Raw genomic sequence first — 11,860 nt, forward strand, 5'->3', positions numbered from 1 at the left:
TATATTTAAAAAAAACTGGGGAGATACCAGAGCGGCCAAATGGGACGGACTGTAACTCCGTTGTCGTGAGACTTCGCAGGTTCGAATCCTGCTCTCCCCACAATTTTTAAATAAAATTTGCAGTTTTGAATTTTTGTTGTATATTTGCAAACGCTTACCAACAGGCGTAAATATTCAAAACTTAATAAGCGGAAGTAGCTCAGTTGGTAGAGCGTCAGCCTTCCAAGCTGAATGTCGCGGGTTCGACCCCCGTCTTCCGCTCAAGAAAAAAATCACAAACCCTTGCGGAATGTGATTTTTTTTTACCTGCCGATATAGCTCAGGGGTAGAGCGCTTCCTTGGTAAGGAAGAGGCCTCGGGTTCAAATCCCGATATTGGCTCAGTGCAAAGATTGGAAGTCTTCTCTTAATGAATGGGAGGGTTTTTTGTTAAAGCTCATTTAGTCTTTTTGTTTTTAAGAAGATTTTTGAAAGTATTTAGAAAACCTTTTGTGTTTTTTAAGGAATAAAATAGATATAAAATTTTTCAAAAAAAATTTTGTTATCTAAAAAATGACTATATTTGCACACTGAAAAAAATCAATTAGTTAATAATTAAACATTAAGATCATGGCAAAGGAAACGTTTAATCGTAACAAACCACACCTTAACATTGGTACTATTGGTCACGTTGACCATGGTAAAACTACTTTGACTGCTGCTATCAGTAAAGTATTATCAGATAAAGGTCTTGCTGAGAAAAAAGACTTCTCTGCAATTGACTCTGCACCTGAAGAAAAAGAAAGAGGTATTACTATCAATACTGCACACATCGAGTATGAAACTGAAAACAGACACTATGCTCACGTTGACTGTCCAGGTCACGCCGACTATGTAAAAAACATGGTAACTGGTGCTGCTCAAATGGACGGAGCTATCTTAGTATGTGCTGCTACAGATGGTCCTATGCCTCAAACTAGAGAACACATCCTACTTTGCCGTCAGGTAAACGTACCTAGAATTGTTGTGTTCATGAACAAAGTTGACATGGTAGATGATCCAGAATTGTTAGAGCTTGTTGAGCTTGAACTTAGAGATCTATTATCTACTTACGAATATGATGGTGATAACTCTCCAGTAATTCAAGGTTCTGCTCTTGGTGCTCTTAACGGAGATGAGAAATGGGTAGCTACTGTAGATGCTCTAATGGAAGCTGTTGATACTTGGATCGAGCAACCAGTAAGAGATTCTGATAAGCCATTCCTTATGCCAATCGAAGACGTATTCTCTATTACAGGTAGAGGTACTGTTGCAACTGGTAGAATTGAGGCTGGTGTAATTAACACAGGTGATCCTGTTGACATCGTAGGTATGGGTGACGAGAAGTTAACTTCTACTATTACAGGTGTTGAGATGTTTAGAAAAATCCTAGACAGAGGTGAAGCTGGTGATAACGTAGGTCTATTGTTGAGAGGTATTGAAAAAACTGACATCAAGAGAGGTATGGTTATCGCTAAGAAAGATTCAGTTAAGCCACACAAGAAATTCAAAGCTGAGGTTTATATCCTTTCTAAAGAAGAAGGTGGACGTCACACTCCATTCCACAACAAATACCGTCCTCAGTTCTATGTAAGAACTACTGACGTTACAGGTGAAATCTTCTTACCAGAAGGTGTAGAAATGGTAATGCCTGGTGATAACTTAACTATCACTGTAGAATTGTTACAACCAATCGCTCTTAACGACGGACTTAGATTCGCGATCAGAGAAGGTGGTAGAACAGTAGGTGCTGGTCAGGTTACTGAAATCTTAGACTAAGATTTAAAATAATATAAAGCTTCCGCAAGGAAACTTGCGGAGCTTTTAATCTACGGGCATCGTCCAATGGTAGGATACCGGTCTCCAAAACCGTTGATCTGGGTTCGAATCCTAGTGCCCGTGCAAATTAATAATGATGAGTTTAATAAGTTTTCTTAAAGATTCTTTCATAGAATTTAAAGATAAGGTAGAATGGCCAAAGTGGCCTCAGTTGCAGTCTTCTACTACGGTAGTTGCTATAGCTACTATTCTGCTTGCTATTTTTACTTTCGGGATAGATACACTTTTTAGTGAGGCTATCAAGAATATTTATACTCTATTAATTGGTGCTTTTAACTAAAAATTATTTTCTATGAGCGAATTGAAATGGTATGTCATAAAAGCTATCAGTGGTCAGGAAAATAAAGTTAAGAACTATATTGAAACTGAAGTTAAAAGACTTAGTCTGGAAAAAGACGTATCGCAGGTAGTAATACCAATGGAGAAGGTTATCCAGATGAGAAATGGTAAGAAAGTTCCAAAAGAGAGACCTTACTATCCAGGTTATATTATGATTGAGGCAAACCTTGTTGGAGAGATTCCTCACATCATTAAAAACATTCCGGGAGTGATTTCATTCTTAAGCTTAACAAAAGGAGGAGATCCAGTTCCGATGCGTAAAGCTGAAGTGAACAAAATGCTTGGAAGAATGGATGAGTTGTCCGAGTTTGCACAAGATGCAGGTATCCCTTACACAGTAGGAGAGAATGTAAAAGTAATCGACGGACCTTTCAACGGATTCAACGGAACAATCGAAAAGATCCACGAAGACAAAAAGAAACTAGAAGTTATGGTTCTTATCTTCGGAAGAAAGACTCCACTAGAACTAAACTACATGCAAGTAGAAAAGAACTAAGGTTCTTGAAAATATATAAACCGAAAGTTATGCTTTCGGTTTTTTTATGTCCGTTTGTTATCTTGTTTTGTATTCTATGGCACGAGCTGTTTCAAGATCTAACGTAGATTATATCTATGTTCGGAATTAATATAGTATGGTAGAAATAAAAAGACTGTCATCAGTATCCTGAGACAGCCTTTCTATCAATTAGCCAGTTTTAACTCTTAAAAATGTCCTTGAATTTTTGCTATTACTTATCTTAAAGTCGTTGGTAACTGAATAGCATTGGCTATTGATATTTATAAATAGCGAGTTTAGTTCATCTAAAATTTCATTCCCACACCAAATCCCCATAAGAATGGGTCCAATGTTACTTTTGCAGGAATATTAGTTCCGGAAGCATCTACTGTTACATCAGTTTTCAGGAATATCTTTTTCATATCGAAGTTGACAAAAAACTTATCATTGATCATATAATCTATACCTCCCTGTAATGCAAAACCTGCATTGTTTTTGTAATCCACATGGGTAACATCACCAGGCTTGGAACTGTAGAAGAAAGTATAGTTAATACCAGCACCTACATATGGCTTTATTGTTTTTGTCGGATAGAAGTGGTATTGAAGTGTAAGAGTTGGTGGCAACAACCATACGCTACCCAGATTTACATTTCCCAAAGAAGTGTTCTCAGCATTTACATTATGCTTTGTAGTTCCCAGAATTAATTCTGCTGCGATATTCTTATTGAAAAAATAGGTGAAATCCACTTCAGGAATATAAGAGTTGGAAACATTTGCATTTCCCCCGATTACATCAATAGTAGATTTCTCATTAGGCTGAACGCTAATTCCTCTTAATCTTACCTGCCAGCTCTGAGCGCTCGCTCCCACTGATAAAAATAATCCTGCTAAAATAAAATACTTGTTCATCTTTTAAATAATTCATTGTTTACAGTGCTAAATTATATATTAATTATAGTGGTTGTTTAATGATATTTTTCATAGGGAATAATCATGTGCTGAAAATCATGCAATAGAAGTTTTTCTACTAAAGAAAATTTGAATCAGTAGTTATAGGTCAGATATAAGTTTTAACTTTTACATTTTTTGGTTTTCAACTAGTGAGATAATTCTTAATAAATGACTAAAAAAAGACCTTCTCTACAGAAGGTCTTATATAAATTAATGTTGTGTTTTCTATTTGTTTTTTATACAAAGTGAATAATCCTGCCACCAGTTTTCCAGTTCAGAGATAATAGGGAGCAGAGTTATTCCCAGGTTACTGAGTTTATACTCTACTTTGGGTGGTACTTCTGCATATATTTTACGGCATATAAGTCCGTTCTCTTCCAATTCGCGTAATTGGGTGGTAAGTGTTCCCTGAGACATCGAATCCATATCTTTCCGAAGTTCCCCAAATCTTTTAGGACAGCTTTCGGCAATAGATTTCATTATTAATATCTTCCACTTACCACTAATCAGCTGAAGAGTATTGAGGGCATCATAATTTTTTTCTGATTTTTCTGAATATGTAATACACTCATTCTCTGGATTAGTACTGTTTTCCATACTATGTATTGTTTTTTTACCTACTTGACTTTGGCACCTTTTCAATGCTATAATTGCAGCAAATTTATATATAAAATTATGAAAAGTTTTAGAAATATTGGTGTTTTGCTGTTGCTGTCCATGAGTATATTTTTAGCTGTAATAGACCTGTTTGTAGTGAATGTTGCTGTACCAAGTATAAAGGAAAGTCTGAACGGAACTAATTCCGGTGCTATGTTTATTATTGTTGCTTATGTTCTGGGGTACGCCGCATTTCTTATAACAGGTAGTATTGCCGGCAATACATGGGGTAAGAAAAAAGTATATGCATGGGGAATGTTGCTGTTTACAATATTTTCTCTTTTTTGCAGCATTGCACAAACTACATTTCAGCTCAATATATTTAGATTTTTTCAGGGAGTAAGCGCTGCTTTTATGGTGCCACAAGGTGTTGGAATGATTCCTTATGTTTTTCCAGACTTTAAGGACCGCACAAAGGCTTTTGGAATTTATGGAAGTATTGCGGGAGCGGCTTCGGTTATTGGACAATTTCTAGGAGGTTTTTTACCGGAATTGAATATTTGGGGAATTGAAGGCTGGCGGCTTATTTTTATGATCAATATCCCTTTAGGTGGAATTGCTTTTGTTCTGAGTATTTTAAAATTAAAAAAAGTACCGGTTATCAAACAAAAATCTTTTGATGGTTTTGGATTACTTTTATTAACTGTCTTTTTGATAACCTTAATTTACCCACTCATTGTCGGTGGAGAGTTGCATTGGCCAGTATGGAGTATTGTAATGCTAATGTTTTCCTTTGTTATTCTGCTTCTATTCTATTTATATGAAAAGTACAGACTTACAAAACAAAATCCGGTTCTGATTGATGTTAGTCTTTTCTCGCTTAAAGAATTCAATATTGGTATACTGGCAGCAGTGTTCTATTATATTGCTCAGGATTCTTATTTTTTTCTAAATGCTATTTATCTGCAAAGTCATCTGAACCTTTCCTCTGTACGTGTAGGTAATATGTTTGTGCTGCAGGGAGTCGGTTATTTTATTGCTTCACTATTCTCAGTAAGGATGGTTATGAAATACGATTATAAAGTGATGCTTGGCGGAAGCTGTATTATGATCGTGGCTTTGGTGCTTCATATCTGCTACTTTACAAGTGAGCATATCAGCAGTTTTTTAATTTACTTCATACTATTCTTATATGGGATAGGATGCGGAACTATGCTGCCATCTATGATGACTATGGCACTTCGCAAGATTTCTTCGGACCTTACTGCTTCTGCCTCCGGAGTGTATTTAACCGTACAGCAAGTTTCAATAGCCTTGGGTGTAAGTATTATTGGCGGAATTTTCTTTCGTTTACTAGGGCAGGAGGGTGATATTTTGAAAGCAACAGTTGCCTATCATTACAGTACTTATGCCAATATAGCATCATTAATTATCGTTGGCGGAATATTTTTATTCCTGAGTAGCAGGAGAAATCGAGTTAATGAATAAAAAAAATAAAATCTTTTTGATTTTTAGGTTATTACGTATTGCTAATTCAAAAATAATTTATAATTTTGCAGTCCAAATAGTAGGATTAACCATGTGAGAATGTTAATCCTCTGATTTATAAATGCTTCCACATTATAAATTTAAAATTTTAAAAAAGCTAAAATGGCAAAGAAAGTCTTTAAAATGGTAAAGCTTCAGGTGAAAGGAGGTGCAGCAAACCCTTCTCCACCAGTAGGACCTGCTTTAGGTTCTGCAGGTGTTAACATCATGGAGTTTTGTAAGCAATTTAACGGAAGAACTCAAGATAAGCCAGGGCAAGTTTTACCTGTAGTAATTACAGTTTACGAGGACAAGTCTTTTGAATTCGTAATCAAAACTCCACCTGCAGCAATCCAATTAATGGATGCGGCTAAAATCAAGGGAGGTTCCGGAGAACCAAACAGAAATAAAGTAGGAAGTGTTTCTTGGGATCAAGTTAAGAAAATAGCAGAGGACAAAATGTCGGATCTTAATTGCTTCACAATGGAGTCTGCTGTAAGTATGGTTGCAGGTACTGCAAGATCTATGGGTCTTAAAGTAACAGGTACAAATCCGTTTAACGCTTAAAAATTGATTTCATGGCAACATTGACAAAAAAACAAAAAGAAGCTGCAAGCAAAATCGAAAAAAACAAAGTATACTCTTTAGAAGAAGCTTCTGCTTTAGTAAAAGAAGTAAACACTGCTAAGTTCGACGCTTCAGTAGATATCGCCGTAAGATTAGGCGTAGACCCAAGAAAAGCTAACCAAATGGTAAGAGGTGTTGTATCTCTTCCTCACGGTACTGGTAAAGATGTAAGAGTTCTTGCTCTTGTAACTCCAGATAAAGAAGCAGAAGCTAAAGCTGCTGGTGCTGACTATGTAGGTCTTGACGAATATTTAGATAAAATCAAAGGAGGTTGGACAGATGTTGACGTTATCGTTACTATGCCAGCTGTAATGGGTAAATTAGGTCCATTAGGACGTGTATTAGGTCCAAGAGGTTTAATGCCAAACCCTAAATCAGGAACTGTAACTTTAGAAGTTGGTAAGGCTGTATCTGAAGTGAAGTCTGGTAAAATTGATTTTAAAGTAGATAAATATGGTATTATCCATGCTGCAATTGGTAAAGTATCTTTCGATGCTGAAAAAATCAGAGAAAACGCTCAGGAATTAATCCAGACGTTACTTAAATTGAAGCCAACTGCTGCTAAAGGAACTTATGTAAAGAGTATCTATATCTCTTCTACAATGAGTCCAGGTATTGCGATTGATTCTAAATCTGTAAACTAAAATCTGAAGAACAATGACTAAAGAAGAAAAAGTACTAGTAATACAAGAGATCAAAGAATTGCTACAAGACGCAAAAGCTGTTTATGTAGCTGATCTTGAAGGATTGAATGCTTCTCAGACTTCAGATTTCAGAAGACAAGCTTTCAAAAACAACGTTCAATTAAGAGTAGTAAAAAATACATTGCTTCAAAAAGCAATGGAGCAAATCGAAGGGATAGATTATTCTGAGATGTTTGAAACATTCAAAGGTAACTCTACTTTAATGATTGCTGATACTGCAAACGCTCCTGCAAAACTTATCCAAGGTTTCAGAAAGAATGCTGAGAAACCAGCTTTGAAATCTGCTTATTTGCAAGAAACTTTCTATATCGGAGATAACCAATTATCTGCTCTAGCTAACATCAAGTCTAGAGAGGAAATGATCGGAGAAATCATCGGATTACTTCAGTCTCCAATCCAGAGAGTTGTTTCTGCTCTACAGAACAAACCAGAAACTGTTGAAGCTAAAGCTGAAGAAGCAGCAGCTCCTGCAGTTGAAGAAACAGTTGCTCCTGAGGCAGCAGCTGAAAGCACTGACGCTCCTGAAGCAAGTGCTGAATAATAGACACTCAAGAAAAAATATAATCGTTCAACAATTTAAAACATTTAAAAATGTCAGATTTAAAAAATTTAGCGGAAACGCTTGTTAACCTTACTGTAAAAGACGTAAACGAATTAGCTGCTATCCTTAAGGATGAGTACGGAATTGAGCCTGCTGCTGCTGCTGTAGTTGTAGCTGCTGGTGGAGCTGGTGAAGCTGCTGAAGAAAAGACTGAATTCGACGTAATTCTTAAGTCTGCAGGTGCTTCTAAATTAGCTATCGTTAAATTAGTTAAAGATTTAACTGGTGCTGGTCTTAAAGAAGCTAAAGATATCGTTGATGGAGCTCCGGCTGCAATCAAAGAAGGTGTATCTAAAGACGAAGCAGAAGCTCTTAAGAAGCAACTTGAAGAAGCTGGTGCTGAAGTTGAATTGAAATAATTCATTTTACATACAAAAAAAAGACTGCTGCAAAGCGGTCTTTTTTTGTTTATGAACATAACATTATAAAGTTTACTTATTAGTGTCTTATATGATGAAAGAACAAAAAATAAATCCTTACTTCATTGGAGTAAGGATTTTATTATAGCTTTATATAAGGTGTTATTACTGCTTCTTTTCAGAATATGCCAGTATCATCTCATTAAATTCATTTTTCTTGTCTATAACCACATTTATGGGCCAATAATAGAGTTTGTCCCGAAGGTAATCGAAAGTCTTCAGACGAACATAATCTTTTTCAGTGGTTAAGATCAGTTTATATTCGCCCAGCTTTTTATACTCACTGGCAATTTTCTTAATATCTTCTTCAGTAAATGAATGATGATCCTTGAATTTAAGATGCTTTACGCGCTGTGAATATTTGCTTAGTTCTTTTAGCAAGTGTTTAGGATTTGCAATTCCTGTAATTAGTAGAATATCGTAATAGTCTAAGTTGTTTGTTGGTAAATATTTGTCTTTAGAGTATACTTCATCTGCATAATCAATGGAGGTGAAAAACACTTTCTGACCGTACTGTGGTTTTATTCTGGAAATATAATATTGCTTCTTTTCCTCTGTCAAATCTTCAGGACATTTTGTTACCAGAATCATATTTGCCCTTTTATAGCCACTTCTGGACTCGCGCAGATCTCCTGCAGGGAGTACAAAGTCTTTAAAGAAAGGGTCCGAATAATCTGTCAATAAAATATTGAAGCCCGGCTTTATATAACGATGCTGATAGCTGTCATCCAATACAAGAACATTAAGATCCATATCTTCTATTAGTTTTCTTGCGCCAAAAACACGGTCTTCACAAACAGCGATAACAATGCGGTTTTTAAAACGTTCGAACAACTGCATTGCTTCATCTCCAACCAGTTTATAGGTAGATTCGTAGTTCACGACTTCATAGCCTTTGGTATGTCGTCCGTAGCCACGTGATAAAACTCCGGTGCGCTTCTGATGTTTGGAGAGAATATCTGCCAGATACATAACGATTGGAGACTTACCGGTTCCACCCACAGAAAGATTACCCACGCCTATAATTGGAGTACGGAATTTTTTGCTGGAAAGTATGCCTATATTAAAAAATAAATTCCGGACAGAGGTTACAAAACCATAGCCCAGAGAAAAAGGGTAGAGGTACCATCTCTTCATAACTGCAAAAATAGAACTTTATTATCAATATTTAGGACTCTGAAAGATGAATTTAAATAGTTTGTATATCATTACGTTAAATATCTCCGAACGTCTGATATTGCCTGCTGTAAGAGCTTTTCATATTTAATTGAAGTGTGAATTGAGATGGGCTTGTAGTTTGAATTTAATCTTCTGTATTATATTGTACAGAACGAAAGCGATACATTGCTATATTCATTCGTATATTTGCAAAAATCTAAGAATATGATTTTATCTATGACAGGCTTCGGCAGAGCAGAAGGTATATGCGGAGGCAAGAAGATAAGTATTGACGTAAAGTCGCTAAACAGTAAAGGTTTCGACTTAAATCTTAAAATTCCTTTTCGCTATAAAGAAAAAGAATTTGATATCCGTAAAATATTAAGCGAAAGAATAGTTCGTGGTAAAGTGGATTTCTATTTAAACGTAGAAATTATCGATGGTAAGACCGATACAACTCTTAATAAAGATGTTATCAGAGCCTACATGGACGAACTTTCAGATATCGTTACAGCTGCTGACAGAGTAGAACTTCTTAAAATTGCAACAAAGCTTCCTGATGCTGTTTCTACATCCAATTCAGAACTTACCGAAGAAGAATGGAGCGAATTGTTGTTGATTATAGAAAAAGCCATCGATAACTTTATAGACTTCAGAATTACAGAAGGTAAATCTCTGGAAACTGAACTTAGGTCTTATGTTAAAAATATTGAAAACAACCTTACCCTTGTCGCTCCCTTTGAAGAGGCAAGAATAGAGGTGACCAAAGAAAGAATGCTAAACAATCTTAAGGATTTCAGAGATGTGGATGAAAGTCGTTTCTATCAGGAACTGACTTACTATGTAGAAAAGCTTGATATTTCCGAAGAAAAAGTGAGATTGGCTCAACACTGCAAATATTTTACTGAGGTACTGAATGAAGAGGATAATAATGGTAAGAAACTAGGATTTATCTCTCAGGAAATAGGCCGTGAAATTAATACTTTGGGTTCTAAAGCAAATCATCAGGAAATCCAGAAGCTGGTAGTACAGATGAAGGATGATTTAGAAAAAATTAAAGAACAAAGTCTTAACGTACTTTAGAATACTGATATAATCAGCTCTTCTATAATGGAAGAGCTTTTTACCGGGCTAACAGAATATAAAACATAAAAGAATAGTGTTATGGCATGGAATCCGGATATTTACGAGAAATTTAAAAATGAACGTTATCTACCTTTCTACGATCTGCTAAGTTTGGTTCAGGTGAAAGAAAACCTGAAAGTTATAGATCTTGGATGTGGAACGGGAGAGCTGACAGCCAAACTGGCAAAAGAATTACCCGGAAGCAAAGTCCTGGGTATTGATTCTTCTGCCGAGATGTTGCAAAAAGCGAGAGCTTATGCAGAAGATGATCTTCACTTTCAGCAAAGAGATATAGAACAAGCTCTTTCTGATGGAGAGAAGTATGATCTGGTTTTTTCCAATGCAGCATTGCAATGGCTGAACGAGCATGAAATAGTTTTTCCTAAGGTGATTGGCTTGCTTGAAAAAGGCGGGCAGGTAGCAATACAAATCCCTTCCAATCATGATCATTTTACACACAGACTGATAAGAGATCTTGCATCCGAATCTCCATACAAAGAAGCATTGAACTCATGGGTTAGACCATTGACTGTGCTAAAGATAGAAGATTATGGTAAAATCTTTTTCGAAAATGGTCTTAGTGATATCTGTGTCTTCGAAAAAATATATCCACACATCCTTCCAAATGCAGATGCTCTATATGAGTGGACATCAGGTACGGCATTGATTCCCTATATGGAAAAACTTCCGGAGCACTTACAGGAACAGTTCAAAGACGAGTATATTAACCGGTTACGTATAGAATTCCCGGAATCGCCTGTATTTTATCCCTTCAAAAGAATACTGATGTCCGGTATCTTAAGCTAAAAAAATAAAAGAAAAGTAATAACGATTATTGACCGTTTCATACGATCAATCAATACAATATAATGAATAAAGTAATCATATTTTCAGCGCCATCAGGAAGTGGCAAAACTACATTGGTAAAGCATTGTTTAGGACAATTTCCTAAACTCCAATTTTCAATTTCTGCAACAACCCGTGCTCCTCGTGGAGAAGAAAAACACGGAATAGATTATTTCTTCCATACACCAGAGGATTTCAGACAGAAAATAGCTGAAAATGCATTTGTAGAATTTGAAGAAGTATATACTGATAAGTATTATGGTACGCTGAAAACAGAAGTAGAAAGAATATGGAACTACGGAAACGTAGTTATATTTGATGTAGATGTAAAGGGAGGTGTTAATCTGAAAAAGATATTTGGAGAACAAGCTCTATCTATATTCATTGCACCGCCTTCCATTGAGGAGCTGGAGCAAAGACTAATTAAAAGAAACACGGAAGATGCAGAAACTATTAAAATCCGTGTTGCTAAAGCTGAAGAAGAGATGGCCTATGCAAAGGACTTTGATAAAGTAGTGGTAAATGATGATCTCGAAAAAGCAAAAGAAGAAATTGAAGAGCTGATTCAGGCATTCATTAAAGCATAAAAATTAGTACCTTTAACTATACAAT

At 36.0% G+C, this 11,860-nt stretch carries 14 protein-coding genes and 4 tRNA genes; 15 read left to right on the forward strand and 3 right to left on the reverse strand.

Annotation, left to right across the window (positions count from 1 at the left end):
* Positions 1 to 17: 17 nt before the first annotated feature.
* The 7 genes from C8J95_RS06690 (at position 18) to nusG (ending at position 2,691) form a co-directional block, all read left to right on the forward strand.
* A tRNA-Tyr gene (locus C8J95_RS06690) sits at positions 18 to 100 on the forward strand.
* An 88-nt stretch (positions 101 to 188) separates the two neighbouring features.
* Positions 189 to 261 (forward strand) — tRNA-Gly (locus C8J95_RS06695).
* A gap of 47 nt (positions 262 to 308) precedes the next feature.
* Positions 309 to 380: transfer RNA gene (locus C8J95_RS06700), tRNA-Thr, on the forward strand.
* 228 nt (positions 381 to 608) lie between these two features.
* Complete coding sequence (tuf, locus tag C8J95_RS06705) at positions 609 to 1,796, forward strand: elongation factor Tu (protein ID WP_034869614.1); 1,188 nt, start codon at positions 609 to 611, stop codon at positions 1,794 to 1,796.
* 52 nt (positions 1,797 to 1,848) lie between these two features.
* Positions 1,849 to 1,919 (forward strand) — tRNA-Trp (locus C8J95_RS06710).
* A gap of 13 nt (positions 1,920 to 1,932) precedes the next feature.
* Entirely contained in the window at positions 1,933 to 2,136 is a 204-nt protein-coding gene (gene secE, locus C8J95_RS06715; protein ID WP_059326042.1) for a preprotein translocase subunit SecE, read from the forward strand.
* 12 nt (positions 2,137 to 2,148) lie between these two features.
* Complete coding sequence (gene nusG / locus C8J95_RS06720; protein WP_009085655.1) at positions 2,149 to 2,691, forward strand: transcription termination/antitermination protein NusG; 543 nt, start codon at positions 2,149 to 2,151, stop codon at positions 2,689 to 2,691.
* Positions 2,692 to 2,996: 305 nt separating this feature from the next.
* Here the strand turns inward: nusG and C8J95_RS06725 are convergent, their stop codons facing one another.
* Positions 2,997 to 3,602, reverse strand: a complete 606-nt coding sequence (locus tag C8J95_RS06725) for an OmpW family protein (protein ID WP_107807693.1) — start codon at positions 3,600 to 3,602, stop codon at positions 2,997 to 2,999.
* A gap of 267 nt (positions 3,603 to 3,869) precedes the next feature.
* Positions 3,870 to 4,241 carry a helix-turn-helix domain-containing protein gene (locus C8J95_RS06730; RefSeq protein ID WP_024564732.1) on the reverse strand — a complete coding sequence of 124 codons (372 nt, stop codon included), beginning with the start codon at positions 4,239 to 4,241 and terminating at the stop codon, positions 3,870 to 3,872.
* 78 nt (positions 4,242 to 4,319) lie between these two features.
* Between C8J95_RS06730 and C8J95_RS06735 the strand changes: the two genes are divergently transcribed.
* From C8J95_RS06735 to rplL, 5 genes are all read left to right on the forward strand, one after another.
* Positions 4,320 to 5,729 carry an MFS transporter gene (locus tag C8J95_RS06735; RefSeq protein WP_107807694.1) on the forward strand — a complete coding sequence of 470 codons (1,410 nt, stop codon included), beginning with the start codon at positions 4,320 to 4,322 and terminating at the stop codon, positions 5,727 to 5,729.
* 162 nt (positions 5,730 to 5,891) lie between these two features.
* Positions 5,892 to 6,335 carry a 50S ribosomal protein L11 gene (gene rplK, locus C8J95_RS06740; RefSeq protein WP_009085663.1) on the forward strand — a complete coding sequence of 148 codons (444 nt, stop codon included), beginning with the start codon at positions 5,892 to 5,894 and terminating at the stop codon, positions 6,333 to 6,335.
* An 11-nt stretch (positions 6,336 to 6,346) separates the two neighbouring features.
* Positions 6,347 to 7,039: a 50S ribosomal protein L1 gene (gene rplA / locus C8J95_RS06745; RefSeq protein ID WP_059156759.1), complete on the forward strand. Its 693-nt coding sequence runs from the start codon at positions 6,347 to 6,349 to the stop codon at positions 7,037 to 7,039.
* Positions 7,040 to 7,052: 13 nt separating this feature from the next.
* Complete coding sequence (gene rplJ / locus C8J95_RS06750; RefSeq protein WP_045182229.1) at positions 7,053 to 7,640, forward strand: 50S ribosomal protein L10; 588 nt, start codon at positions 7,053 to 7,055, stop codon at positions 7,638 to 7,640.
* 50 nt (positions 7,641 to 7,690) lie between these two features.
* Positions 7,691 to 8,059 carry a 50S ribosomal protein L7/L12 gene (rplL, locus tag C8J95_RS06755; RefSeq protein WP_034869608.1) on the forward strand — a complete coding sequence of 123 codons (369 nt, stop codon included), beginning with the start codon at positions 7,691 to 7,693 and terminating at the stop codon, positions 8,057 to 8,059.
* A 165-nt stretch (positions 8,060 to 8,224) separates the two neighbouring features.
* On the opposite strand, the gene lpxK is transcribed toward rplL, so the two are convergent.
* Entirely contained in the window at positions 8,225 to 9,256 is a 1,032-nt protein-coding gene (gene lpxK, locus C8J95_RS06760; RefSeq protein WP_107807695.1) for a tetraacyldisaccharide 4'-kinase, read from the reverse strand.
* Positions 9,257 to 9,502: 246 nt separating this feature from the next.
* Here lpxK and C8J95_RS06765 point away from each other — a divergent pair, with 246 nt between their 5' ends.
* The 3 genes from C8J95_RS06765 to gmk all read left to right on the forward strand — a co-directional run bounded on the left by C8J95_RS06765 (position 9,503) and on the right by gmk (position 11,835).
* On the forward strand, positions 9,503 to 10,360 hold the full coding sequence (locus C8J95_RS06765; RefSeq protein ID WP_065081114.1) for a YicC/YloC family endoribonuclease: 858 nt from the start codon (positions 9,503 to 9,505) through the stop codon (positions 10,358 to 10,360).
* 81 nt (positions 10,361 to 10,441) lie between these two features.
* A complete protein-coding gene (locus C8J95_RS06770) occupies positions 10,442 to 11,209 on the forward strand; it encodes a methyltransferase domain-containing protein (protein ID WP_107807696.1) in 768 nt (255 codons plus the stop codon).
* A gap of 62 nt (positions 11,210 to 11,271) precedes the next feature.
* Positions 11,272 to 11,835 carry a guanylate kinase gene (gene gmk, locus C8J95_RS06775; protein WP_107807697.1) on the forward strand — a complete coding sequence of 188 codons (564 nt, stop codon included), beginning with the start codon at positions 11,272 to 11,274 and terminating at the stop codon, positions 11,833 to 11,835.
* The last annotated feature ends 25 nt before the right edge of the window (positions 11,836 to 11,860 follow it).

Origin of the sequence: Elizabethkingia sp. YR214 (assembly GCF_003058195.1) — a bacterium.
GTDB lineage: Bacteria > Bacteroidota > Bacteroidia > Flavobacteriales > Weeksellaceae > Elizabethkingia.

Excerpts from the sequence above, each read along its gene's own strand:
- tuf (WP_034869614.1), top strand. The coding sequence starts at position 609 with ATGGCAAAGGAAACGTTTAATCGTAACAAACCACACCTTAACATTGGT.
- secE (WP_059326042.1), top strand. The coding sequence starts at position 1,933 with ATGAGTTTAATAAGTTTTCTTAAAGATTCTTTCATAGAATTTAAAGAT.
- nusG (WP_009085655.1), top strand. The coding sequence starts at position 2,149 with ATGAGCGAATTGAAATGGTATGTCATAAAAGCTATCAGTGGTCAGGAA.
- C8J95_RS06725 (WP_107807693.1), bottom strand. The coding sequence starts at position 3,602 with ATGAACAAGTATTTTATTTTAGCAGGATTATTTTTATCAGTGGGAGCG.
- C8J95_RS06730 (WP_024564732.1), bottom strand. The coding sequence starts at position 4,241 with ATGGAAAACAGTACTAATCCAGAGAATGAGTGTATTACATATTCAGAA.
- C8J95_RS06735 (WP_107807694.1), top strand. The coding sequence starts at position 4,320 with ATGAAAAGTTTTAGAAATATTGGTGTTTTGCTGTTGCTGTCCATGAGT.
- rplK (WP_009085663.1), top strand. The coding sequence starts at position 5,892 with ATGGCAAAGAAAGTCTTTAAAATGGTAAAGCTTCAGGTGAAAGGAGGT.
- rplA (WP_059156759.1), top strand. The coding sequence starts at position 6,347 with ATGGCAACATTGACAAAAAAACAAAAAGAAGCTGCAAGCAAAATCGAA.
- rplJ (WP_045182229.1), top strand. The coding sequence starts at position 7,053 with ATGACTAAAGAAGAAAAAGTACTAGTAATACAAGAGATCAAAGAATTG.
- rplL (WP_034869608.1), top strand. The coding sequence starts at position 7,691 with ATGTCAGATTTAAAAAATTTAGCGGAAACGCTTGTTAACCTTACTGTA.
- lpxK (WP_107807695.1), bottom strand. The coding sequence starts at position 9,256 with ATGAAGAGATGGTACCTCTACCCTTTTTCTCTGGGCTATGGTTTTGTA.
- C8J95_RS06765 (WP_065081114.1), top strand. The coding sequence starts at position 9,503 with ATGATTTTATCTATGACAGGCTTCGGCAGAGCAGAAGGTATATGCGGA.
- C8J95_RS06770 (WP_107807696.1), top strand. The coding sequence starts at position 10,442 with ATGGCATGGAATCCGGATATTTACGAGAAATTTAAAAATGAACGTTAT.
- gmk (WP_107807697.1), top strand. The coding sequence starts at position 11,272 with ATGAATAAAGTAATCATATTTTCAGCGCCATCAGGAAGTGGCAAAACT.